Origin of the sequence: Streptomyces sp. NPDC005393, assembly GCF_040606675.1 — a bacterium.
GTDB lineage: Bacteria > Actinomycetota > Actinomycetes > Streptomycetales > Streptomycetaceae > Streptomyces.
Map to the genome: position 1 here is coordinate 28898 of NZ_JBEXFG010000047.1, position 23512 is coordinate 52409.

Here is a 23512-nt window from a genome sequence, read left to right on the forward strand (position 1 = left end):
ATCAAGCAACGTTCGCCCTGTCGACGACGGCGCGTAGGCGTCGGTCGTCGGCATGGCGGTTTCGCCGGATGATGCAGCGGCCGATCATGCTGCCCTGTTGTTTGTGGCCGGCATGGTCCGCTGCCTCAGTTCTGAGCTCGTTGTAGTAGGTCGTCGTGGTGGCGCAGCCGGACGCTGACCGTTCCGGCGGTCAACAGTGCGGCGCCTATGGCTGAGAGGGGCACGGAGACCACCAGGGCGGCCAGCGGTTCGGGCCAGTCCCGGTCGGAGGCGCATTGCAGCGCATTTTCGTGCCTATAACCGGAGGAATCGTCGTAGTAGAGGTCCCTGGGTTCGGAGTTGACCGGTGCGGGGCAGTCCACTGCGTTGTAGGTGGAGCCGTACGGAGTGAGCACTTGCCATGCGGCGTAGACCCAGAACAGGGAGGCGCAGACCAGAACCCCGATACCCCAACCCTGAAGGCGGCCCGCCCGCATCCGGAAGTGTTGTTCGACGGCTAGTGGGTGCACTTGAGTCTCCTCATGTTGACCTTGAGTGGCCCGGAGACTCTACGGACCACCGTTCGGGTTCACGTACAAGAGGGCGAACGTTGCTTGATACGGCACCAGCGCGCTCCCGTCCCCCGGCCCCGCCGGGGGACGCCCCCGAACCCCTGCCCGGCGCTGCGCCCGGGCCCCGGCCGGGCGCGGCTGCGCGCCCGGACCCCTGCCCCGGTCCCTCGGCTTCGACGGGGGATCGCCGAGATAGGCGGCCCGGCTTCGCCGGGAGGGCGCGCTGCTGACCGCCGCGCTGCAGCTCGGCAGCGCCCTCCGTACGGTCGAGACGGCGGTCGGCCACGCCAGGGAGCGCACCCAGTTCGGCCGACCGATCGGCGCCGTCCAGGCCGTACAGCATCTGTGCGCGCACATGCTGGTGCGCGCGGAAGCGGCCAGAAGTGTGGTGTACGCCGCCGCGGTCACGGAAGACCCTGGTGACATCGCGGCGGCCAAGCTGCTGGCCGACGAGGCTGCTGTCCGCAATGCCCGGGATTGTCTACAAGTGCACGGTGGGACGGGGTTCACCTGGGAGGCGGACGTCCATCTCCATCTCAAGCGGGCCTGGGTGCGAGCTGGGCAGTGGCAGACGGCAGCAGCGGCGGAGGAGGAACTCGCGGCCGGTCTGTTGTCGACCGTTGAAACATGTTTGTAGCGGGGCTCTGGGGATACGCCTGAATTGTTGGGATGTCGCATTCTCTGGGGAATCCCCAGAGCCTCCGAGGTGACCGAGCGTTGATACCGGGTTGTTTCCTAGGCGTGACTCGTCACAGGGGGGAGTCGGGCCCGAGCTCGGGTACTCTCCGTTGGGTGCGAGCGCTTATGGGGTGCGACGATCCCGGTGTTGCCCGTGGGGCGACTCCGGGCACGCTGATGTGTCCCGCTCGCCCGGGGTGTGCTGCGGCGAAAGCTCGCTGTTCGAGTCCTCGTCATGTGCGTCGCACAGTATGCCTCACGCATACTCCTTGGCGCTGGAATATGACCGAAGCGCTTGTTGGGGTGACTGTACGTCAACCATGCTGTCTCGCAAGTGAGTCACGGTCCGTGACCTCTTGGAGGTACGAGGCGATGTGTCCGCCGGTTCGGATGGTGTGAGCGGTGCAGGTGCTTCAGATGCAGATGGAGGTCAGGCCCGACCCCGCGGAGGTGAGCCGTGCCCGTCGGTGGGCGCGTTCGCGGCTCGCCGGGTCCGGGATCGGGGCCGATGAGCCGCTCGCCGAGACGTTGATCCTGCTCATCTCCGAACTCGTCACCAACGCCGTGGTGCACACGGGCTGTCCCGCCGTGCTGCGGATGCTCTTCCCCGCGCAGGCGGCAGGCGGCGGTGGCGGGAACGGTAGCGGCGCGGGTAGCGGCGGGGGTTCGGGTCCGTTCGCGGGCCGGGGTTCGGGTCTGGGGACCGTCCGGGTGGAGGTCGCCGACGCCAGCGCCCGCGCACCCCGGCAGCGCCGCGCCGATGAGGAAGCCACCAACGGGCGCGGTCTGGAGCTGGTTGACGGTCTCGCGGACCGCTGGGGCTGGCAGCCCGAGGGTGCGGGCAAGCGTATCTGGTGCGAAATCGACCGCAGGAAGGGCGAGGAGCCGCATCTGAAGGGGCGCAGCGCCTCCCACACGCCATCACCGATGGGGCGAACTCGACAAAGTCCAGACCAGGTGTTGACGTGACGTGGTCGGGTGATCACTCTAGGATCAGCGATTCGTGGCGAGGGGACGCCGAGGGCTCTGTTGGCTCTGTGGGCCGTGTGCCCATGGGGGTCGTTCCTTGGCGAGTGCGGGTCGCGGCCCGGCGGCTGACCAGGGCTCGCGCCGGAGCCGGGTGGCGGTGCGCCGTGCCGTGCTCGGGGTGTGCATATGCGCACCGCCGCCCGACAGACCCGCCCGTCCCCCCTCGCGCCGCTCGGACCGCCTGCGGTGCTGAGCCCCCGGCGGCGCTCGGACCCTGGCGGCGCTGAGACCCCGGCGGCGGTCAGAGGATCGCCACCGGCGCGACCGGCGCGCCCGTCCCGCCGACGAACGGCTCGGGCATGGCCGACAGCAGAAAGGCATAGCGCCCCGCTTCGGCGCATGCCTCGGACAACTCCTCCAGGTTCCAGTTCTGGCCCTGCACCATGCCCATCTCCACGAGATCGAGAGCGTGCACGGGCATCCATAGATCCTCGATCTCGGGCGGGAAGATCTTGAAGGTGAGCGTGTCATTGGCGCGGCACCGCGAGCGGGACCCGGCGGCCGGTCCGTACCGTCGCGGCGGCATCCCGGACCACCTCGCGGTGATCAGGTTGAGCGTGCCGATCTCGTCCGCGGCCCCCAGCGGCCCCAGTTGTTGACGCGCCTGCGCAGGTCCGCGCCCGCGCAGAAGCCCCGGCCCGTGGCGGTGAGCACGACGGCCCGGACCGCCGGGTCGCGGGAGGCGTGGGAAAAAAGGGAAATCAGGCGTTCGCGCTGGTCAAGGGTGATGGCGTTCATCGCGGAGGGGCGGTTCAGGGTGATCCGGGCGACGCCGTTGTCAGTGGCGTGCAGTACAACGGAATCGAGCGATTCCTCGGGGGAGGAATCGAGGGGGAAATCGGGGAGGAAGAGGTCATGGGGGAGCTCCTCGGGCTACGGCCGCCGCGCGGCTCAGCGACAGATCGCCAGCGCGTCCAGCGCGACCGCGCCCTGGCCGCGTTCCAGCACCATCAGGGGGTTGACGTCGAGTTCGGCGAGGTTGTCGCCGAGTTCCAGGGCCATGCGCTGGACGCGCAGGACGACCTCGACGAGGGCGTCCACATCGGCCGGGGGCGCGCCGCGGACGCCGTCGAGGAGGGCGTGGCCGCGCAGTTCGGCGAGCATCGCGCGCGCCTGGTCCTCGCCGAACGGGGGGACGCGTACGGCGGTGTCCTGGAGCACCTCGACGAGCACACCCCCGAGGCCCACGGTCACGGTGGGGCCGAAGAGGCTGTCGTGCGTCATGCCGACGACCATCTCCACGCCGCGGTCGACCATCTGGCAGACCAGCACGCCCTCCAGCTCGACGCCCTCGTAGCGGGCGATGTCGGTGAGCTCCCGATAGGTGTCGCGGACCTGGCTGGCGGAGGTCAGCCCCAGCCGGACCAGGCCCAGTTCGGTCTTGTGGGCGAGCCGCGGCGCGGACGCCTTCATGACGACGGGGTAGCCGACGAGCCCGGCGGCGCGGACGGCCGCGGCGGCGCTGGTCACCAGCTGCTCGCGCGGCACCCGGATGCCGTACGCCCGCAGCAGCTGCTTCGCCGCGTGCTCGCTCAGCTGCTGGCCGGGGTGGAGCAGGCCCTGCGCCTTGCGCGCCGAGGGGGAGGGGGTGCGCGGGGCGTCGTCGAAGGGGGAGCGGTAGCCGGCGGTGAAGCGGTGGTGTCCCAGATAGGCGCGGACGGCGGTGATGCAGTTGGCGAAGGTGCGGAAGGTGGCGACGCGGGAGGAGCCGAGCAGGGTGGTGCGGTAGGCGTCCTCGGTGCCGACCGGCGAGCCCCACACCACGCACACCAGCTTGTCCGTCTGTTCCGCCGCGTCCACCAGGTCCTGCGCGAGTCTGTCGCTCATCGGCGGGAAGGGGCCGGTGATGGGACAGATCAGCACGCCCACGGCCGGATCGGCGAGGATCGCGTCGATGATCTTCCGGCCGCGCCAGTCGCCCACCGGGTGGCCGCCGTTGTCGACCGGGTTGGCGACGCTGAGCTCGCCGGGTATCCACTGGTGGAGTTCGGTCTGCTTCTCGGCGGAGAGGGTGGGCAGCGGCAGCCCCGCCGCCGTCGCGAGGTCGGAGAAGTGGGCGCCGGTGCCCCCGGAGATCGAATACACCACGACGCCCTCGGCGAGCGGCGGGCGGGCGCGGGCGAGCAGCGCCGCCGTGTCCTGGAGCTCGTCCAGACCGTCCACCCGGATCACGCCGAACTGCCGCATGGCCGCGTCCACCACCGCGTCCGAGCCGGTCAGCTTGCCGGTGTGGGAGGCGGCGGTGCGGGCGCCGGTCTCGGTGCGGCCGACCTTTACGGCGACGACGGGCACCTTGGCGCGGGCGGCCCGGTCGGCGGCGAGGAGGAAGCCGCGGCCGTCCTTGAGCCCTTCCGCGTAGAGGGCGATGGCTCCGACCTCGGGCCGGGTGGCGAAGTAGGAGATGAAGTCGGCGGTCTCCAGATCGGCCTCGTTGCCGGTCGGGGCCCAGTGGCTGAGCCGGATGCCGAGTTCCTGGAGGGTGAAGACGGGGCGGCCCTGGTGGCCTGACTGGGTGATGAGGGCGATGGCGGGCCCATCGAGATCGTCGCGGAACCTCTCGAAGGCGTTGAGGTTGGTGTTCGGGCCGAGGAGCCGCAGCCCGGCGCGGCGGGCTGCGGCGGCCAGCCGGGCCTGGGCGGCGGCGCCCTCGGGGCCGGTCTCGGCGAAGCCGGAGGCGAAGGCGACGGCGAACTTCACCTTGGTCCCGTCGAGTTCCTCGATGACCGGGAGGGGGTCGCGGACGAGGAGGACGGCGAGGTCGACCGGTCCGGGGAGATCGGCCATGGACGGTACGCAGGGGATGCCGAAGACGGCGGGACGGGAGGGGTGTACGGGGTGCAGCCGGGCGCCCACGCGCTCGGCCCAGGCGATGAGCCGGCGGGTGATACCGGTGTGGGGCCGGCCCTCGGCGTCGGAGGCGCCGACGAGGGCCATCGACTCGGGGTGGAAGAAGCGGTCCAGATCGGGGACGGCGGAGTGCAGGGGGCGCCCGCTGACATCGGTGTCCACCGCGGCGTCCCCGGTGTTCCCGGCCGCCGAGGGCCTGCTGTGGACATGGACGGCGGGGCCGGGGGCCCGTCCGCAGGCGACGGCGTGGGCCTGACGGGAGTTGGTGGTGAGCGTGCCGTAGGTCGATCCAAGCATTGGTATCCGCCACTCCTGCTCGTTGGCCAATAACCAGGTAACTGACGCCCAGGCAAATTACTGAATAGTCAGGTTACTGAACTGACAGCCTGTCAGGAATGCTCGGTACGAGGAGAACACGCAGGGTAACGGCGTCCGGCCGCGCCGCCGTCACGGCGTCGTCGCGCGGTCGGGGTTACGCCACCGCCATGCCCTCGCCATGCCACCGCCATGGCGTCGTTACGCCGCCGTCGTGCGGGCGACCGTCTTGGCGATCTTCCGTGCGTCGATGGCCAGTTCGCGCAGCATGCCGCTGATCGGATTCGCATAGCCCGTGAAGTGCAGGCCCGGGGCGGCCTTCAGGGTCCGCCGGCCGTGCGCGAGCGGGCGGCCGCGGTCATCGAGCACGCCCAGATGGCCGACCAGGTCCTCCAGGCCGCGCCGGTAGCCGGTGGCCGCGACCACGATCTCGGGGCTGATGCGTGAGCCGTCGGCCAGCACCACCTTGTTCTGGTCGAAGGAGTCGACCGCCGCGACCACCTCGACCCGTCCCGTCCGTACCGCGTCGACCAGCCCGACGTCCTGCACCGGGATCGCGCCCTCCCGTGCCCGGGTGTAGAGCCCGGTGTCCGGCCGGGGCAGCCCGTGTTCGGACAGGTCCGGCATGGTCAGCCGGCACATCGCCCGCGCCGCCCCGTCCACGGCGCGCCGCGGCAGCCGGCGCACCAGGATGCCGGTGGCCTGGGCGGGCCAGCCCGCCGTCGAGCGGCGCAGGATGTGTGGCACGGTACGGATCGCCAGGCGCACCCGCGCCGCACCGCCCTCGATGAGATCGACCGCGATCTCCGCGCCCGTATTGCCGACCCCGACCACCAGCACATCCCGGCCCTCGTACGGGCGGGCGTCGCGGTAGCGGTGAGCATGCAGCAGCTCGCCGGTGAAGGCGCCGCGGCCCGGCCAGTCCGGCATGCGTGGGGTGTGGTTGAAGCCGGTCGCGACGACGAGCACGGGCGAGGACAGCTCACGTCCGCCCGTGGCCCGCAGCACCCACTCCGTATCGTCCGCCGCCCGGTCGATCCGCGAGACCTCGACCCCCGTGACGAGCTCCAGTCGGTGATGTTCGGCGTAGCGCTCCAGATAGCGCACCACGTCGTCGCGTGCGACCCACCGTCCGAAGGCCCGGGGGATCGGCAGCCCGGGGAGGCCGGAGAGCCGGCGGGTGGTGTGCAGGCGCAGCCGGTCGTAGTGGTTCCGCCAGGAGGCGGCGATCGCGTCGGACTTCTCCAGCACCGCGGCGTGGATGCCGCGCTGGGCGAGCGCGGCGGCGGTGGCGAGCCCGCCCGGTCCGCCGCCGATCACATACACGGGTGAGGAGGATCGAGGGGGGATGCTGTCGGCCATGCGGGCGAGCGTAGCCGGTATTTGACGGGTTTCGGTCAAAGTGATCCGGTCAGGTGATTCCGAATCGATTGCGGATAGGTCACGGCCCGTTCCGCTGAGTCACGATTCGACCCGTGGGGCCACGGCCGTCCCCCGCCGTCCCGCCGCACGTCCGCCCGCCGCCCCGCCGTCCCGCCGCCCCGTCCCCGGCGCTCGGCCCCTTGTGGGTGACGTGCCCGCTCACCGAAACTGACGAGACGTCAGCATCGCGGTGAACGAGGAGACGAGATGCGCTTCGATCTGCCCGGGACCGACGCCTTCACCCGCCCGTACTGGGACGCCGCCGCCGAGGGCCGGCTGCTGATCCGGTGCTGCGCCGCCTGCGGCCGGGCCCATCGCTACCCGCGCGAGTTCTGTCCGTACTGCTGGAGCGAGGATGTCGGCTGGGAGGAGGTGAGCGGCGCCGCGACCCTCTATACGTGGTCCGTGGTGCACCGCAACGACCTCCGCTCCGCCGATGTGGCCCGGTCCGAGGCGGAGACGCTGGCCGCCATCGCCTCGGGGATCCAGAGCCTGGCGAGGACGGTGTCCACCAAGTTCGGCGACGGAACGGGCAGCGTCGAACACTCCCTGGTCGCGGTCGGCGGTTCGCTGCTGATGACCGTCGAGGCGGGCGGCGCTCATCTCGCCGTCCTCGCCGAGGAGGACGCGGACCCCGGGATCATCGGCAACAGCATGTCCGCCTTGGCCGACGGGCTCGACGCGTACATCACCTCGCCGCAGCGCGCTCCCGGGGAGGGGGGCGACTCGTCGGCATGATGCGCTGGGACGTCCATGAACAGCCGGACCGGCTGTTCGCCGCAACGGGGGGACGTAGCCGCGCCTGTACGGATTTCGCCGGTGACCTGGTGCCGCTCGGCCTCGCCGGCGTCGCCAACACCGATCCGTACGTCCGCCCGGAGCAGGCCGGCGCCGAGGGCCACAACGCCTCTATGCCGTACAGCCACGGCGAGCCCCGCTGCCCGTACGCGGGGCAGTGGATCGCCGAGGTCGTCGCCCACACCGCCGTCGAGACGCTGCTGGAGCATCTGCCGGACGTGGAGCCGGCCGTGCCCGCCGACGAGCTCCCCTGGCGCCCCTCCGCGTGGATGCGCGGTCTGACCGCGCTTCCCGTCACCTTCACCCCGCCCACTCATACTCCGGAGGCTTCGGTTGGGACTGATCGAGGACCGACTCGTCCCGCTCGAACCGCGCACCCGCACATCCGCCGAGGAGAGCGAACTGCTCTACGCCGCCGGGCCCGTGGCCCGGGTGGAGTTACCGGGCGCCATACGCTCCTGGGCCGTCACCCATGACGCGCCCGCCCGCGCGGTGATGCGGGACGCCCGCTTCGTCAAGGACATCAACCAGTGGGGCGCCTGGACGCGCGGCGAGACACCCCGGGACTGGCCGATGATCGGCCTGGTCGACATCGGCACCAGCATGGTGAGCACGGACGGCGCCGAGCACCGGCGGCTGCGCCAGCCGGTCGCCCGCGAGTTCACCCCGCAGCGCGTCGAGAAGCTCCGCGACCGGGTCGAGGAGATCACCCGCGAGCTGCTCGACCGTACGGCCCGGTCGGCCGACGCCGAGGGGGTCGTGGACCTCAAGGACACCTTCGCCTTCCCGCTGCCCATCACCGTGGTCGGCGAGCTCTTCGGGATGCCGGTGGAGTGGCACGGCCCGCTGCGCACGCTGTACGACAGCTACTTCGACGACAGCTCCGCCCCCGAGACGGTCCAGGAGACGCTGGCGGGGCTGCGCGGCTATATCGCCCGGCTGGTCGAGCTCAAGCGCACCGCGCCCGGGGCCGACCTCACCAGCGCCCTGCTGGCCCGGCTCGGCGACGCACCGTCGGACGAGGCCGCCGAGGAGCTGATCGCGACCCTCCAGACCATGATCACGGCCGGGCACGAGACCAGCGTCCATGCGATCGTCAACGCCGTACGGTCCCTGCTGAGCGACCCCGCGCAGCTCGGACTCGTCCACACCGGCCGCTACACCTGGGACGATGTGGTCGAGGAGAGCCTGCGCCTGGACCCCCCGGCGCTGAACTTCCTGTTCCGCTTCGCCACGGAGGACATCGAGGTCGCCGGGACGCTCATCCGCGCCGGCGAGTCCGTGGTGATCTCGTACGGCGGCATGGGCCGCGACCGCGCCCAGCACGGCGCCGACGCAGACCGCTTCGACATCACCCGCCGCCCCCGCCACACCTCCTTCGGCCACGGCCCGCACAGCTGCCCCGGCTCCGCGCTCGCCCGGCTGGAGACGACCATCGCCCTGCGCGAGCTGTTCGCCCGCTTCCCGGGGCTCCGGCTCGCCGACCCGGACGCCCCGCTGGAGCGCTCACCGTCGGTCATCGTCAACGGGCACCGGGCGCTTCCGGTCCGGCTGGGCTAGGCCCGTCCCGGCCCTTAGGGCTCGGGCCTTACGGCCACAGCAGTTCGCGGTGCCAGTCGCCGCCGCGTTCCCCCGGGGCGCGGCGGTAGCGGAGCCGTACGTGCCGGCGCCGCGCCTCCTCCTGGTAGAACTCGACCTCGTCCGCCGCGAGGACGTACAGCGTCCAGGTCGGGGCGGGCGCGTCCGGCTCCCGTTCCGCGCGCTCGTACGCCTCCTCGAAGGCCCGGAGCAGCTCGTCGTACGAACCGAGCACCTCGCTCTGGCGCCCGGCCCCCGCCAGCGCCGCCGCGAGCGCGGCGGGGGACCGGCCGCGCAGATCCGCCGCGCTCGCCTCCGGCCCCGCCTCCGTCACCCGTCCGGCGATCCGCACCTGACGGCCCATCCGCATCCAGTGGAACGCGAGCGAGGCGTACGGGCGCTCGGCCAGCTCACGGCCCTTACGGCTGGTGCGGTGGGTGCCGAAGTGCCAGCCGCGCTCATCGGCGTCGTGCAGCATGACCGTGCGCTGGGAGGGGCGGCAGTCAGCATCGGCCGTCGCGAGCATCATCGTGTGCGGGCCCGGCTCGCCCGCATCGGCGGCCTCCCGGAGCCACTGCCGGAACAGCGGAAGCGGGGCGTCCGGGGCCGTGGCCGGGTCGAAGACGGGCAGCTCGCCCGCGTGCGGTACGCGCAGCCCGCGCAGCAGTCGGCGGAAGGCTTCATCCTCGTCGTCGCTCATCGGATCCCCATCCGATCACCCCGCGACCGGACGGGGCAAGCGGGGCGGACGGCGGGGCATGTCAGCCGCGGCCCAGGACGACCGTGCCCGATGAGCAGAACCAGCCGCCCGTCCCCGACGCCACGGCCAGCTCCGGCAGCCGCCCGCCCGCCTTGCGGACCTGCCGCTCGCCCGCCTCGCCGTGGAGCTGCCGTACCGCCTCGACCAGCAGGAACAGCCCGCGCATCCCGGGGTGGCAGGCGGACAGGCCCCCGCCGTCGGTGTTCGTCGGCAGCTCGCCGCCGAGCGTCAGCCGCCCCAGCGCCGCGAACGCGCCGCCCTCGCCCTTGGCGCAGAAGCCGAGGTCTTCGAAGGTCACCAGGGTCATATAGGTGAAGGCGTCATAGAGCTCGGCCACATCGGTCTCCGACGGCCGCACCCCCGCCCGCCCGAAGGCCGCGCGCCCCGAGGCCGCCGCGGGCGAGACCGTGAAGTCCCCCCACTCGGACAGGGTGGTGTGCGAGAGCGCGGTGCCCGAACCCAGCACCCACACCGGGGGCTTCGCCGTGATGCCGGAGGAGGACGGCGCTACGTGGATCCTGATCGGCAGCAACTTCGGCCGTCCCGGTCATCCGGCGTGGACCGCGAACCTGCTGGTCCACCCGGACGCGGAGATCAGCCGGCGGGGCCGCGACATCGCGGTGCGGGCGCGGCTGCTGGAGGGGGCGGAGCGGGAGGCGGCCTGGGCGGCGGTTGTGGCCTTCTGGCCGCCGTATGCGACCTATCAGGCGCGGGTGGAACGCCGGATCCGCCTCTTCCGCCTGCACCGGCGCCCCGACGCCTGAGCGGGGCGTCCCAGGGGGGCCGCCCCTGGACCCCGGAACGGCCTTCGGGCCCCGCCCGCCGGCCGGGCCGAAACCGCCCGCCCGGCTGCCCACGGCTGGGCCTGTGCGGTGCCGGGGCTCGGCCCTACGGGTCGGGCGCCCACTGCCGGGTCTGCGCGGGGTGTCGGGCTGAAGACGCGGGTGGGCCGTCGGCGAGGGCGGGGGCCATGCCTCCGCCGACGGTGGGTGGGGCCGAGGCGGGGTGACCCCGGCCCCGGGGGCCGGGGTCCGAGGTCCGGGGGCCGGGCTCGGGGGCCGGGCCCGGGGGCCGGTGGGTGGGCGTACGCACGGGAATGGTCGCGGCGGATCACTGGGGAGTGATCCGCCGCGGCATGACAGGACGTGCGGGCCCGCCGGCCCGCCGGCCGGGGCGGGCCGGCGTGGGGCGCGGGTTACTTCGGCGGCTTGCGGCCGGTGATGCCGAGGTGGACGAGCAGGGCCAGGCTCGGCTTGAGGTCGGCCTGCTTGACGCCCCAGGTCTGGAACCCCCTCTGGTGCTCGGCGACCGCGGCCAGCATCGCGACGAGCGAGCCCGCCACGGCCGCCGGGTTGACGTCCTTGTCGTACCGGCCCTTCGCCTGGAGCTCCTTGATGGCGTCCGTGAGGGTGTTGGTCAGGGGATTGAGGATCTTCATACGGATCTTGTAGAACCGTTTATCCCCTTCCGCCGCACCAAGATCGACCACCCGCAGGATGGCGTCGTGTTTGCGCCAGAAGGAGAGAAAGCCCTCGACCAGATCCTCCGCCGCTGCCGCGCCGGACTTGCCGGCCCAGGAGCGGCCGGCGACCAGATCGGTCAGGACCGAGCCCTCCTTCGCCATCTCCTCGGCGAGCTCGAGGACGGCGCCCTCCACATCGGGGAAGTATTGGTAGAACGTCGCAGGTGAGGTGCCTGCCTTACGTGCGACATCGATGACCTTGACATCTCGGTACGGAGATGTGCTGAGCATCTCGCTGAGGCAGTCGAGCAGCTTCTGCCGCGTCGCCTGCCCGCGACGACCGGCCACCCGCCCGTCGACGGTGCGTACTTGTCCTGTCATGCCGTCAGCTTACCGAGGGGTGATCGGAGCGCGATTCGGCTGCGTGCAAATGGGGTTAGCGCGGGATGAGGTGGTTTGTGAGCCTCGCGGAGCTGGTCGGAATGGCCGATTCCGACCGATCCGGGCCTCTGTTGAACCGCGCAATGACCGTTCACCCACACGAGTGAATCATCTTATCAACAGGCTGTGGATAACTTTCGTGGATGACCCGCCCGGCCTGCGCGAGACCGCCAAGGATTGACCGAATATCTCGAATTCGGGGGCGGGCGCACCGGGCGATCGCCCGTTAGCGTGGCAAACGCAGTAAATGCTGCAAACAGGAGGACGTGGGAGGACCCGGGCTATGGCCGCATTCGCGGAAGGCGTGCCCTGCTGGGCGGATGTGCTGCTCCCCGACCTCGCGGCGGGCCGGCGCTTCTACGGCGAGCTGTTCGGCTGGACCTTCCAGGAGAGCGCGACCGACTACGGCACGTACACCCGCGCCCTCCTCGGCGGAAAGGACGTCGCGGGGCTCGTCCCCAAGCCGGACGGCCGTCTGCCCACCGTCTGGAGCATCTACTTCGCCGCCGCCGACGCCGCCGCGACCGCCGCCCGGATCCGGGAGGCCGGCGGGCGGGTGATCACCCCGCCCGTGTGGATCGACGACTCCTGTGTCATGGCGACGGCCGCGGACCCCGGCGGCGCGGTCTTCGGGCTCTGGCAGGCGGGCAGCCACTCCGGCTTCGGGCGGCGCGGCGCGCCCGGCTCGTACGGCTGGACCGAGGTCCACACCCGTCAGCCGCGGCCGGTGGACGCCTTCTACCGGGCGGTCTTCGGGTACGGAATGGAGCGCGCCCCGGACTCCGGCGACCCCGGGACCGGCGACCCCGGGACGGGCGGCGTCGACCGCGTCCTCTGGTCGCCGCGCGGCGAGCCCACCGGCCCGCGCCACGCGATCGGCGGCCGGGTCGTGATCGGCGAGCGGTACCCGGCCGAGCTGCCCGCCCACTTCCTGACGTACTTTGTGGTGGCCGACTGCGACGACGCGCTGCGCACGGCCCACCGGCTGGGCGGGCGAGTTCTCAATGACCCCGAAGATACGCCGTACGGGCGTTTCGCGGTCCTTGCGGACAATCAGGGCGCGGTCTTCGCCGTGATCGACACCTCGGCGACGGGCTCATCGTCGGGCGAGAGCAGGGCGGGGCGGGCCTGAGGGCTCCTCGGCGGCCCGCCGTCGAACAGGAAGGGCCCCGGCTCCGTATCGCCCGATGACACGACGATTCGCCCCCGGGTTCGCAACCGCCGCCTTCGCCAGAGAGAATGCAGGATGCGTGCCGCCGGTTGGTTTGTCGGTGAGACGCTGCACGGGGCTGTATTTTTTCAAGCCCCCACGGGGAGGTGGCAGGCAAGTGGTGGAGCAGCTGACGCAGCACGATCCGAGGCGGATCGGCCCTTTCGAGGTGCTCGGTCGGCTCGGCGCGGGCGGCATGGGGCTGGTCTATCTGGCCCGCTCGGCATCGGGCCGACGGGTCGCGATCAAGACGGTCCGGACCGAGCTCGCCGAGGACCAGCTGTTCCGCGTCCGCTTCACCCGTGAGGTGGAGGCGGCTCGCGCGGTCAGCGGCTTCTATACGGCGGCGGTTGTGGACGCCGATCCGCGCGCGGCGGTGCCGTGGCTGGCGACGGCCTACGTACCGGCGCCCTCCCTCGAGGAAATAATCAATGAGTGCGGGCCGATGCCGGCCCAGGCGGTGCGGTGGCTGGCGGCCGGGGTCGCCGAGGCGCTGCAGTCCATCCACGGCGCGGGCCTGGTCCACCGGGATCTGAAGCCGTCGAACGTGCTGGTCGTCGAGGACGGCCCACGCGTGATCGACTTCGGTATCGCGTCCGGCGTCTCGAACACCCGGCTGACGATGACCAACGTCGCCGTCGGCACCCCCGCCTATATGTCGCCCGAGCAGGCGCGTGACTCGCGCAGTGTGACGGGCGCGAGCGATATCTTCTCGCTCGGCTCGACCCTGACCTTCGCGGCCACCGGCCACGCCCCCTTCCATGGCGCGAACCCGGTGGAGACCGTGTTCATGCTGCTGCGCGAGGGCCCTGACCTGGTCGGGCTGCCGGACGAGCTGCGGCCGCTCATCGAGTCGTGCATGCAGATGGAGGCCGACCGGCGGCCCTCCCCGGCCGATCTCCAGTCGCAGCTGGCCCCGCATCTGTTCGCCTCCAACGCCGACGACAGCGGTACGGCCTCGGCCTGGCTGCCGGCCGGCGCCGTCGCCCTCATCGAGCGCAAGCGCAGCGGCCGTAACCAGGTGCGCGGTGCCGCCCGCCCCGCGGCCGGGGGCGGCCGTCCCGGGTCCGGGAGCGGCGGCGGCCACTCCTCCCCCCCGCTGCCGCCCGAGCGCCCGCCCACGCCTCCGCCCTCGTACGCCCCCGCCCCCGACGCCTCCCCGGACGGCCGAGGTGGCCGGCACGGCGCCGGTGCGCCCGCCGGCGCGGGCGGCTGGGAGCCCGTGGGCGTCGGCGATCCGCGCGGCGGTCTGCGCGCGCCGGAGGCCGCGAGCCCGCCGAGTGCGCTGGGCTCCATCGGCCCGGGGAGGCACGCGGCCCCCGCCGGGCCCCCGTCCGCCGCGCCGCCTGCCCCGCTGCCCGCCGGGGCGGACGGGCCGGTGCGGCTGCCCGGTTCGAAGGTGCCGATCGGCCCGGGGCTGCGGGCCGCCGACGCGCGCGAGCCGCAGCCGCCGCAGCCTGCCACCGGGCCCGCCACCGGCTGGGTGCGGCCGCCGAGCGGGGTGACGGGCGGCGGGCTGAACGGAGGCGACGGCTCCGCCGCGGCCGCCGCTCCGCCGACGACCCACTCCCCGCCGGCCGACTCCGCCGAGCCGCCGGGCGGCGGCGCCGGACCCGGCCGCTGGCGCCCCTGGCGGTTCCGTATGTCGAACGACGTATGGGGCACCCCGGCGGTCGCCGACGATCTGCTCTATGTGACCTCGTTCGAGGTGCACGCGCTCGATGTGGCCACCGGGCGCCGCCAGTTCAAGACGCGCGACGTGGCCTGGGCGATGGCCGTGGCGAACGGACGGATCCACGCCTCCGACGGCCCCACGCTCTACGCGCTGGACGCGGAGGACGGCGCCGAGCGCTGGCGGCTGTCGACCGACGGCTGGGTCTACTCCCTCAAGGTCGACCGCGGCACGGTCATCACCGGTACGCGCGGCGGCGGCGTCCAGGCGTGGGAGGCGGCCAACGGCGAGCTGCTGTGGGAGATGCAGGGCCTCCAGGCCGACTTCGAGACGCCCGAGTCCGGTCCCGTCATCCACGACGGCACGGTCTATGTGTGGTCGGACGCGCGGCTGCGCGCCCTGGAGGCGCGCACCGGCGCGGAGCGCTGGTCGTACCCGGTGGGGGACGCGGCGTCGTGCGGCGGGGTTCCGCTGCGGCTGCTGTCGGCGCCCGACGGGGTGGTCTATGTGTCGGCGGGCACACGGGTGCTCGCGATCGACATCGCGCGCGGGGAGGTGCGGTGGCGCTTCGAGGCGCCCGCCGTCTTCCTGTGCGCCCCCGCGTACGCGCCGGGGCCCGCGGTGACCGGCGGCGGCATCTACATCGCCGACTACCTGGGCACGGTCTACGCCCTGGACGCGGCGAACGGACGCGACCGCTGGCGCATCGCCACCGAGGCGCGGCAGTCGATCGAACCGGTGCTGGTGGCCGACGGCTCCGTCCATCTGGGCAGCGGCAGCGCCCTCTACACGCTCGACGCGGTGACCGGCACGCCCAAGTGGCGGTTCGCGGCGGGTGGCGAGGTCATCGGCTCGCCGGTGGTCGCGGACGGCCGGGTGCACTTCGGCTCGGCCGACCACTGCCTCTACACGGTGGACGCGGCGGGCGGGCAGCTGCGCTGGAAGCTGGCGACCGGCGGCGAGATCACCGGATCCCCGGTGGCCGCCGGGGGCGTGGTGTACGCGTGCAGCAAGGACCGCTGTGTCTACGCGCTGGACGCGGTCAAGGGCACCGGCCAGTCGCGCCCCTCGGCCGGCCGGTCCTGAGGGCCCGGCACGTCGGGGAGGGGCGCGGCACGTGGGGAGGGGCGCTGCTCGGGACAGGCGGCCGTGTCCCTGACAACTCCTGCTACGGTGACGGGCGTTCATCACCTCCCGGGAGCCGGGAGGTCGATGGTCGAGTGCTGAATTCTTCGGGGGAACGGGGTAAGTGATGCGGCGTGGTCTGCGGTTGGGTGCTGTGCTCACTGTCGTGCTGGTGGCCCTGACCGGGTTCAAGGGGCGCGGCCATAGCCATGGTCATGGCGGCGGCGGAGGAGGTGGCTGTTCCAGTTCCGCTTCGCATCACTCCAGCTCCAGCTCCAGCTCCGGCTCCAGCTCGGGGTCCGGTTCCGGTTCCAGCTCCGGCGGCTACTCCGACTCCGACGACTACAACGCCGGCACCGGTTCGAGTTCCGGTGGCTCCCGCTACCGCACGCCCTATCGCGACTACGACGATGACGACTACGGGGACAGCGCGTCCAGCAGCGGTTCCTCGGGCAGTTCCTCGTCGTCGGACGAGCCCAAGGCGACCGTGGTCACCTGCGCCGGCAAGGACAAGAGCGGCTACCCGGCGGCGATCGTGAAGGTGCGCAACCGCTCGGGCTCGTCCGACACCTACATCGTCGATATGGAGTTCAAGGACAAGAACGGGACGACCGTGACCTCGGGCAGCGCCAACGTACGGGTCCCCGCACGGCAGACCAAGAGCGTGCGGGTTCCGCTCGATGATCCCTCGCCGTCCGGAACCGTCGTGACGTGTGAGGTCGTCTCCGTCTTCTGAAGGCCGGGCGAGGGCCGGTGCAGGCCAGGCGGGGCCCCGAAGTGACTTGGGGTAGGAAACCCCGTTGCTAGGGTGGCGTGCACTCGTCAACTGGTTCCTGGTTGGCTTGATTGTGTCTTTTCCACGGGGGTAATTCCATGCAACGCCGCTCCATTCGCATGCTCGCTGTCGCCATGGTCGGGCTCATGGCGCTGACCGGATGCGGAAAGAAGGGCCGGAGCCACAGCAGCGGCCTCGGCGGGTTCACCTCGGGCGGCAGCGGCGGCGACTTGCCGGCGTCCGCCCCCAGCGGTCTTCCCACCGATCTGGCGAGCGGTCTGCCCTCGGACACACTCCCGTCGTACACCCCGGAGAACCCGGCGCCCTCCTACTCCTACTCGGCGCCGCCCACCTACAACCCGGACGCGACCAGCGAGACCAGCGGCACCAACTGCCGCTACGACCAGTCGACCAGCCAGTTCAAGTACGACGTGACGGTCACCAACACCGACTCCACCCAGAGCTTCCGCTACGCGGTCAGCGTCAAGTGGAACGACTACGCGGACGACGGGCTGCTCGGCTACGACAGCCAGTATGTGACCGTCCTGCCCGGCCAGAGCCAGACCTTCACCGCCACGGCGAGCTACACCATCACCAAGCGGACCCAGTACACCTGCCAGGTCAGCCTGGCCACCAAGTACACCACCAGCTGAGTCGGGAGTCAGCGGATACGGAAGCCGGGCGTGCGGGCCGCGAACAGCCCGGCCTGGCGCTCCGGCGGCAGATTCCCCAGCGCGATCAACTGCGGGGCCTGCGCGAGCGCCTGGGCCAGCGCCGCCTCCTTCGCCGCCCACAGCGCCCGTACGGTCCCCTGCACCGCCTCCGTCGGGTACGCGGCGATGACCGAGGCGGCGCGCTCACGGCATACGGACTGACGGAGGCGTCCGGCACCGTCACCATGTGCCGCCGGGGCGACCCGCCCGAGACCACTCGGCCACGTCCGGCCGGCCCATCCCGGACACCGAGCTCAAGGTCGTCGCCCCCGGCGGGGCGGAGGTGCCCCGGGGCGGCCGGGCGAGGTCTGGGTACGCGGCTACCACGTCACACGCCGCTGCTTCGAGGACCCCGCCGCCACCTCCCGGGCGATCACCCCGGACGGCTGGCTGCGCACGGGTGATCCCGCAATGCGACGTGCTCAGCCTGTGCCCCGGGCGTGACGGCTAAAAAAAGGGAGGCCGGGCGGTGTCCGCCCGGCCCCCCGTGGCCCCGAGGGGCCGGTGCGCGGCGCTTACCTCGGGCTTCCCACCGGGGCGTGGCCCTCGCCCTGCGGGCCCGCGGCGGCGGTGGTGACATATGCGCCACGGTCCGCGCCGACAATCGGGGTGTGACTGTCGCTCGCCACAGCGAAGGCGGCCGTCTGGCTCGCGGCTCCGGCCGTGGCAACTATCGCAATAAACAAGGTCGCAATGTACTTTGTGGCGCGATTCATTCCAGTTCCTCCAGTACGGGGGGTGATTATCTACTTTTGTACGGCAAAGAGGCCAATGATGGGTACACATGTTCGGTCATCTGGCCTGAAGTGGCCGAAGCTTGGCGGAAAGGGGTTCGCGTGGTGGCGTGCCGAGGGGCCGAGGCCGATGACGTCCCCTCCACGTCATCGACCTCGGCCCCCGGTGTTACCTCTTCTGTGCGGGCGACGTTCGGAGTGTCCCTACTGGGGTTCCGAGGGGGTGTGGCCTTCCCCCGCGGTCAGCCTGGGCGGCGCCGGGGTGTGGCCCTCGCCCTGCGTGACCAGCTGCGGGGGCGCGGGTGTGTGGCCCTCGCCCTGCGTGGCCAGCTGGGGAGGGGCCGGCGTGTGCCCCTCGCCCTGGGTCGACAGCTGGGGAGGGGCCGGTGTGTGCCCCTCGCCCTGGGTCAGCAGCCGCGGCGGCGCGGGCGTGTGGCCCTCGCCTTGGGTGGTCACGGAAGAGGGCGGCGGGTCGGCCTCCAGCGGCCGGTAAACGTCGGACTCTGGCTTCTTGTCTTCGTTCGTCACGCTGAGCTCCATCGGATGCTGGTCGGCGGGGACCGTTAACGCCCGCCCAGCGACTCCCCCGTGGGTCGCCGGACGGGCGCTCAAAAGGGCCGCCCACCTTATGGTGTGACCTCACAACCGACCCGTCTGCCCCCCGCGGGGACGGATCGACCGGTATTAAGACTGCCGCACGGCGATAAACGATTGATGAACGGTCAGGAGGAGCGGCCGGCCGCGACGTTATGCCGCGGCCGCGGGCGTCAGCAGGCTACGGACGTCCTCCGCCTCGGGCGCACCCAACCGCTCGTGAATCGACAGCGCCTCTCGCCAGCAGGCTTCCGCGCGTCCGTTCTGGCCGAGTTCCAGCAGCGCCTTGCCGAGCAGCGTCAGTACGATCGCCCGCCGCCACTCACCGCCGATACCGCGCAGGGCCAGGGCCTGTTCCGCATGGGTGGCCGCCTCCGCCGGGCGCCGGATGGCCAACTGCGCCTCGGCCAGCCGCTGGTGGGCCATGCCCTCCCACAGCGGCTGGCGGTGCTCACGGAAGAGCCCGAGCGCCTCGGTCAGTTGCTCCAGCGCCTGGGCGAGGCTCCCGGCACCGGTCAGGGCGATGCCGAGCGCGTACTTCCCGTTGGCCAGCCGCAGCGTGCGTCCCAGGCTCTCGTAGATCCGGACGCCTTGCCGCGCCAGTTCGACCGCGCTCTCGATGCGGTTCATCTCGACGTACGCACGGGACAGATTGCACAGCGCGCTGGCCTCGCCGGGGCGGTCGTCCACGGCCCGGTACGCCTCGATGGCCTGCAGGAAGTGGCGCTCCGCGTCATCCCAGCGGGTGCGGCTGAGGTGCGCGATGATGCCGCGTTCGGTGAGGGCGCGGCCCATGGCCACGTAGTCCTTGACCGCGGATCCCAGGGCCAGGGCGCGCTCCGCCTCCGCGTCGGCCTCCGGGAGCCGGCCGGTCAGATTGCGCACCTTGGCGAGGCAGGTGCGCGAGCGCCCCTCGGCCTGGGTGTCCCCGGCCTCGTGCGCGGCCTCGCTGACGATATGGGCGACGGCCTCGTAGCGCGGGGCGTTGGCGCCGGACTCCGCGAGGTCCATGGCGGCGGCCAGCACGTCCGCCGCCCGGCCCAGGGTGGGTCCGGAGGCGGCCTGCTGGGCGCAGGCCAGCAGGCAGTCGGCCTCGGTGAACAGCCAGTCCAGGGCGGCGTCCTGGTGGGGGAAGGTCAGCCCGGGGTGGTCGGTGGGGGCCAGATGGTCGGCCAGCCGGTCGCCCGGCCGCTCCATGGCGTACACCCGGGCCGCCGTCGCGAGATAGAAGTCGAGCAGCCGTGAGAGCGCCGCCTCACGGTCCGCGGCCGGCTGGTGCCGCTCCGCGCAGTCGCGCGCGTAGAGCCGTACGAGATCGTGGTAGCGGTAGCGGCCCGGCGCCGCGGACTCCAGCAGGGAGGCGTCGACCAGGGACTCCAGGAGCTCCTCGGCGGCGAAGGTGTCCAGGTCGAGGGCGACGGCCGCGGCAGCCAGCGAGATGTCCGGGCCGTCCGCCAGGCCCAGCAGCCGGAAGGCCCGCGCCTGGGCCGGCTCCAGCTGGCCGTATCCCAGCTCGAAGGTGGCGCGCACCGCCAGGTCGCCCGCCCGCAGCTCGTCCAGCCGGCGCCGCTGGTTGGCGAGCTTGCGCGCCAGTGTGGCGACGGTCCAGGTGCGGCGCGAGGCGAGCCGGGACGCCGCGATCCGGATGGCCAGCGGCAGGAAGCCGCACGCCGCCACCACGTCCATGGCCGCGTCCCGCTCCGAGCTGACCCGCTCCTCGCCCACGATCCGGGTGAAGAGGATCAGCGCCTCCTCGGGGCTCATCACATCCAGGTCGACCAGATGCGCGCTCTCCAGGTCGACCATGCGCGTCCGGCTGGTGATCAGCGCGGCGCAGCCCTCGGTGCCGGGCAGCAGCGGCCGTACCTGTGCGGCGTCGCGCGCGTTGTCGAGCAGCGTGAGCACCCGGCGGCCGTCCAGCGCCGAGCGGTAGAGCGCGGCGCGCTCCTGGACGCCCTCGGGGATCGCGGTGTCCGGGATGCCGAGGGCGCGCAGGAAGGCGCCCAGGACGGCTCGGGGCTCCGCGGGCACCGGTCCCGCGCCCTGGAGGTCGACATAGAGCTGCCCGTCGGGGAAGTGATGCTTGGCCGTGTGGGCCACATGGACGGCGAGCGTCGTCTTGCCGACGCCCCCGATCCCCGCGACCGCTGACACGGCCATGACACGCCCTTCGGCAGTGGCGAGCTGGTCGCTCAGCTCGCCGACGAAGGCGACCCGTCCGGTGAAGTCCGCGACCGTGGCCGGCAGCTGGGCCGGCCGTACGAAGGTGGGTCCCGCGTACGCACGCTCGTCCACGGGTGCGGCCAGCTCCGCGTCCGCCTGCAGAATCCGCTGATGGAGCTCGGACAGCGCGGGGCAGGGATCCACACCGAGATCCTCCGCCAGCAGCCGCCGGGTGTCGTTGTACACGGCCAGCGCCTCGGCCTGGCGCCCGCTGCGGTACAGCGCCAGCATCAGCAGCTCACGCAGCCGCTCCCGGAGCGGATGGGCGGCGGTGAGGGCGGTGAGATCGGAGACCACGTCCGTGTGACGGCCGAGCTCCAGATCGAGATCGAGCCTGGTCTCGGTGAGGACGAGCTGCCATTCGGACAGCCGCGCGCGCTGCGTCTCCGCGTACGGCCCCGGCAGGCCGGCCAGCGCCTCGCCGTCCCACAGGTCCAGCGCCCTGCCGATGAGTTCATGGGCGCGGGCCCGGTCTCCAGAATGCCGCGCCTTCTCCGCCTCCACGGCCAGGCGCTCGGCGACTTCGGTGTCCAGCGCCCCCATCCCCAACCGGACCGCATAGCCGCCCGACTCGCTGACCAGGATGTCCGACTGCGGGGTGAACGCCTTGCGGAGCCGGGAGGCGTAGGTGCGCAGCGCCGCGATGGCCGCGTCCGGCGGATCGTCACCCCACAGGGCGTCGACGAGCTCGGGCGCGGTGGCGGTGCGCCCGCCGCGCAGCAGCAGAGCGGCGAGCAGGGCTCTTTGCTGCGGTGAGCCGGTGCTCAGCTGTTGCTCGCCCCGCCAGGTCCGTACCGGTCCGAGCACGGTGAAGCGCAAGGGCTGCTCCTGCGCGCGCTCCTTCTCGCCGGCCATGGTCTCCCCCTGCCTCTGCCTCCCGGTTGCACGGGCCAGTTTGCCTTGCCGGTACCCCTTACGTCAGTAGGGGCCGGGCCTCTCCACAAGGCCCGCAAGAGTAAGGAGGGGACGACATCCTGGCGAGGCGTCAGATCGGTCGATCGGTTTTCGGTCAGGGGCCGGGAGTCCATAGCGAGCCGCGTTGGCCTGGATACGGGTCCGGCTCCGCCGGAAAGCCCGGCGCCGGGTCCGACAGCAACTGGCGCACCTCCTCGGGCTCCGGGGAGCCCAGCCGTTCCCGGATCGCCCGCGCCTGGCGCCGGCACTCCTGGGCACGGCTCCGCCGCCCCAGTGCCATCAGGGCTTTCGCCAGCACCGTGAGAAAGCAGAAGCGCCGCCACTCGCCGCCGAGACCGCCCAGCGCGAGCGCGTGTTCGGCGTGCTCCACCGCCTTGGCGGGGCGGTTCGCGGCAAGGTGAATTTCGGCCAGCCGGAATTGGGTCATGCCTTCCCACAGCGGCTGGCGGGCATCGCGGAAGAGTTCGAGCGCCTGGGTGAGTTGCACGAGTGCCTCCTCCAGACGGTGGGCGCGCGTCAGCGCTATCCCGAGCGTGTACATCCCGTTGGCGAGCCGCAGCGGCGCACCGAGCCTTCGGTAGATGGCGAGCCCCTGCTCGGCCAGTTCCACACCGGTCCGGGTGCGGCCCCGGTTCACATGGAGGCGGGAGAGGTTGGCCAGCGCACTCGCCTCCCCGGCCTCATTGGCCTCGGCGCGAAACGCGTCGAGCGCCTGCCCCAGGTATCTCTCGGCGTCCTCGTACCGCCCCCGGCCGGAGGCGACGATGCCGAGCTGGTTGGCGGCCCGGCTGGCGACGACCGGATCCTCGCCGTCCAGCTCCAGTGCGCACCGCAGCTCCCGGTCGGCCCGGTCGAACCGGCCGGTGAAGCTGTACAGATGTCCCAGCGCCGACCGGGCGCGGGCCTCTGTACGGAAGTCCTCCGCGGTGTGGGCCGCCTCGCTGACCGCCCGTGCCGCGGTTTCGTACTGGCGTGACTTCGCACCGGATTCCGCGAGGTCGAGGGCGCCCATCAACAGGTCCGCGGCGCGGCGGCGGGTGCCCGCCCCGGTGCACTGGAGCACACAGGCGATCAGCCCGTCGGCCTCGGCGAACAGCCAGTCCAGCGCGGCTCCCGAGGTCGCGAAGCACAGACCGGGATGGCCGGTGGCCTCGAAATGGCCGACCGTCCGGTCGCCGGGCCGCTCCATGGCATACACCCGCGCCGCCGTGGCGAGGTAGAAGTCCAGCAGCCGCGACAGCGCCTCGTCGCGCTCCGCGGTGTCCTGGGTCTCCCGCTCCGCGCACGCCCGCGCGTACAGCCGTACGAGGTCATGGAACCGGTAGCGCCCCGGCACCGCCGACTCCAGCAGTGAGATGTCCTGGAGCGAGGTGAGGAGGCCGGTGGTGTCCTCCTCGTCGAGGCCGAGGACCGCGCCGGCGGCGGGCAGCGAGATATCGGGCCCGCCGACCAGCCCGAGCAGCCGGAACGCGCGTGCCTGCGGGGGTTCGAGCTGTCCGTAGCCGAGTTCGAAGGTCGCCTTGACGGCCAGATCCCCGGCCCGCAGCTCATCCAGCCGCCGGCGCTCGTCGGCGAGCTTGCGGGCGAGCACGGAGACCGTCCAGGTGCGGCGCGAGGCGAGCCGGCAGGCCGCTATGCGGATCGCGAGCGGCAGAAAGGCGCAGGCCGCC

The 23512-nt window shown here is 72.3% G+C and carries 14 protein-coding genes and 10 pseudogenes; 11 read left to right on the plus strand and 13 right to left on the minus strand.

Annotation, left to right across the window (positions count from 1 at the left end; all coding sequences use genetic code 11):
* Position 1: 1 nt before the first annotated feature.
* Positions 2–118 (minus strand): annotated as a pseudogene (locus tag ABZS71_RS28970) (IS630 family transposase); the annotation flags it as partial.
* A gap of 7 nt (positions 119–125) precedes the next feature.
* Positions 126–509, minus strand: coding sequence for a hypothetical protein (locus ABZS71_RS28975; protein ID WP_355856089.1), 384 nt, complete (start codon positions 507–509; stop codon positions 126–128).
* Between the two features lie 238 nt (positions 510–747).
* Between ABZS71_RS28975 and ABZS71_RS28980 the strand changes: the two are divergent.
* Positions 748–1188, plus strand: a pseudogene (locus ABZS71_RS28980) (acyl-CoA dehydrogenase family protein); the annotation flags it as partial.
* Between the two features lie 443 nt (positions 1189–1631).
* Positions 1632–2198 carry an ATP-binding protein gene (locus tag ABZS71_RS28985; RefSeq protein WP_356214821.1) on the plus strand — a complete coding sequence of 189 codons (567 nt, stop codon included), beginning with the start codon at positions 1632–1634 and terminating at the stop codon, positions 2196–2198.
* 301 nt (positions 2199–2499) lie between these two features.
* Here the strand turns inward: ABZS71_RS28985 and ABZS71_RS28990 are convergent.
* The 4 genes and pseudogenes from ABZS71_RS28990 to ABZS71_RS29005 all read right to left on the minus strand — a co-directional run.
* Positions 2500–2733: pseudogene (locus ABZS71_RS28990) on the minus strand (cyclase family protein); the annotation flags it as partial.
* 131 nt (positions 2734–2864) lie between these two features.
* Positions 2865–3050 (minus strand): annotated as a pseudogene (locus ABZS71_RS28995) (enoyl-CoA hydratase/isomerase family protein); the annotation flags it as partial.
* Positions 3051–3149: 99 nt separating this feature from the next.
* The gene (locus tag ABZS71_RS29000) at positions 3150–5402 is read right to left on the minus strand and encodes an acetate--CoA ligase family protein (protein ID WP_356214822.1); all 2253 of its coding nucleotides are present in this window, start codon (positions 5400–5402) and stop codon (positions 3150–3152) included.
* Between the two features lie 219 nt (positions 5403–5621).
* Entirely contained in the window at positions 5622–6782 is a 1161-nt protein-coding gene (locus ABZS71_RS29005; RefSeq protein ID WP_356214824.1) for an NAD(P)/FAD-dependent oxidoreductase, read from the minus strand.
* A gap of 267 nt (positions 6783–7049) precedes the next feature.
* On the opposite strand from ABZS71_RS29005, the pseudogene ABZS71_RS29010 reads away from it, so the two are divergent.
* The 3 genes and pseudogenes from ABZS71_RS29010 to ABZS71_RS29020 form a co-directional block, all read left to right on the plus strand.
* Positions 7050–7268, plus strand: a pseudogene (locus tag ABZS71_RS29010) (zinc ribbon domain-containing protein); the annotation flags it as partial.
* 18 nt (positions 7269–7286) lie between these two features.
* A pseudogene (locus ABZS71_RS29015) lies at positions 7287–7580 on the plus strand (roadblock/LC7 domain-containing protein); the annotation flags it as partial.
* A 393-nt stretch (positions 7581–7973) separates the two neighbouring features.
* Complete coding sequence (locus tag ABZS71_RS29020) at positions 7974–9200, plus strand: cytochrome P450 (RefSeq protein WP_356214826.1); 1227 nt, start codon at positions 7974–7976, stop codon at positions 9198–9200.
* A 28-nt stretch (positions 9201–9228) separates the two neighbouring features.
* On the opposite strand, the gene ABZS71_RS29025 is transcribed toward ABZS71_RS29020, so the two are convergent.
* Both ABZS71_RS29025 and ABZS71_RS29030 read right to left on the minus strand, forming a co-directional pair.
* Positions 9229–9918 (minus strand): pyridoxal 5'-phosphate synthase, encoded by a 690-nt coding sequence (locus ABZS71_RS29025; protein WP_356214828.1) that lies wholly within the window; start codon positions 9916–9918, stop codon positions 9229–9231.
* Positions 9919–9979: 61 nt separating this feature from the next.
* Positions 9980–10465, minus strand: a pseudogene (locus ABZS71_RS29030) (acetyl-CoA acetyltransferase); the annotation flags it as partial.
* Between ABZS71_RS29030 and ABZS71_RS29035 the strand changes: the two are divergent.
* Positions 10461–10742 (plus strand): annotated as a pseudogene (locus ABZS71_RS29035) (nitroreductase family deazaflavin-dependent oxidoreductase); the annotation flags it as partial. The pseudogenes ABZS71_RS29030 and ABZS71_RS29035 sit on opposite strands and share 5 nt — an antisense overlap.
* 431 nt (positions 10743–11173) lie before the next feature.
* Here the strand turns inward: ABZS71_RS29035 and ABZS71_RS29040 are convergent.
* Complete coding sequence (locus tag ABZS71_RS29040) at positions 11174–11821, minus strand: TetR family transcriptional regulator (RefSeq protein WP_355854253.1); 648 nt, start codon at positions 11819–11821, stop codon at positions 11174–11176.
* Between the two features lie 343 nt (positions 11822–12164).
* Here ABZS71_RS29040 and ABZS71_RS29045 point away from each other — a divergent pair, with 343 nt between their 5' ends.
* From ABZS71_RS29045 to ABZS71_RS29060, 4 genes are all read left to right on the plus strand, one after another.
* Positions 12165–13013, plus strand: coding sequence for a VOC family protein (locus ABZS71_RS29045; RefSeq protein ID WP_356214830.1), 849 nt, complete (start codon positions 12165–12167; stop codon positions 13011–13013).
* Positions 13014–13209: 196 nt separating this feature from the next.
* Positions 13210–15849: a PQQ-binding-like beta-propeller repeat protein gene (locus ABZS71_RS29050; protein ID WP_356214832.1), complete on the plus strand. Its 2640-nt coding sequence runs from the start codon at positions 13210–13212 to the stop codon at positions 15847–15849.
* Between the two features lie 193 nt (positions 15850–16042).
* Complete coding sequence (locus tag ABZS71_RS29055; RefSeq protein WP_356214834.1) at positions 16043–16624, plus strand: hypothetical protein; 582 nt, start codon at positions 16043–16045, stop codon at positions 16622–16624.
* A 158-nt stretch (positions 16625–16782) separates the two neighbouring features.
* Complete coding sequence (locus ABZS71_RS29060; RefSeq protein WP_356214836.1) at positions 16783–17316, plus strand: hypothetical protein; 534 nt, start codon at positions 16783–16785, stop codon at positions 17314–17316.
* An 8-nt stretch (positions 17317–17324) separates the two neighbouring features.
* On the opposite strand, the pseudogene ABZS71_RS29065 reads toward ABZS71_RS29060, so the two are convergent.
* Positions 17325–17519 (minus strand): annotated as a pseudogene (locus ABZS71_RS29065) (enoyl-CoA hydratase/isomerase family protein); the annotation flags it as partial.
* Here ABZS71_RS29065 and ABZS71_RS29070 point away from each other — a divergent pair.
* A pseudogene (locus ABZS71_RS29070) lies at positions 17520–17781 on the plus strand (AMP-binding protein); the annotation flags it as partial.
* 533 nt (positions 17782–18314) lie between these two features.
* Here ABZS71_RS29070 and ABZS71_RS29075 read toward each other — a convergent pair.
* From ABZS71_RS29075 to ABZS71_RS29085, 3 genes are all read right to left on the minus strand, one after another.
* Positions 18315–18638 carry a hypothetical protein gene (locus ABZS71_RS29075; RefSeq protein ID WP_356214838.1) on the minus strand — a complete coding sequence of 108 codons (324 nt, stop codon included), beginning with the start codon at positions 18636–18638 and terminating at the stop codon, positions 18315–18317.
* Positions 18639–18857: 219 nt separating this feature from the next.
* Positions 18858–21782 carry a BTAD domain-containing putative transcriptional regulator gene (locus tag ABZS71_RS29080; protein ID WP_356214840.1) on the minus strand — a complete coding sequence of 975 codons (2925 nt, stop codon included), beginning with the start codon at positions 21780–21782 and terminating at the stop codon, positions 18858–18860.
* A 154-nt stretch (positions 21783–21936) separates the two neighbouring features.
* A partial coding sequence (locus ABZS71_RS29085) for a tetratricopeptide repeat protein (protein ID WP_356214842.1) occupies positions 21937–23512 on the minus strand: 1576 nt, incomplete at its 5' end.

What these genes read in the sequence shown, in the direction of transcription:
- ABZS71_RS29000 (WP_356214822.1), bottom strand. Translation starts at nt 5,402, where the DNA reads ATGCTTGGATCGACCTACGGCACGCTCACCACCAACTCCCGTCAGGCC.
- ABZS71_RS29005 (WP_356214824.1), bottom strand. Translation starts at nt 6,782, where the DNA reads ATGGCCGACAGCATCCCCCCTCGATCCTCCTCACCCGTGTATGTGATC.
- ABZS71_RS29025 (WP_356214828.1), bottom strand. Translation starts at nt 9,918, where the DNA reads ATGAGCGACGACGAGGATGAAGCCTTCCGCCGACTGCTGCGCGGGCTG.
- ABZS71_RS29040 (WP_355854253.1), bottom strand. Translation starts at nt 11,821, where the DNA reads ATGACAGGACAAGTACGCACCGTCGACGGGCGGGTGGCCGGTCGTCGC.
- ABZS71_RS29045 (WP_356214830.1), top strand. Translation starts at nt 12,165, where the DNA reads ATGGCCGCATTCGCGGAAGGCGTGCCCTGCTGGGCGGATGTGCTGCTC.
- ABZS71_RS29060 (WP_356214836.1), top strand. Translation starts at nt 16,783, where the DNA reads ATGCTCGCTGTCGCCATGGTCGGGCTCATGGCGCTGACCGGATGCGGA.
- ABZS71_RS29080 (WP_356214840.1), bottom strand. Translation starts at nt 21,782, where the DNA reads ATGGCCGGCGAGAAGGAGCGCGCGCAGGAGCAGCCCTTGCGCTTCACC.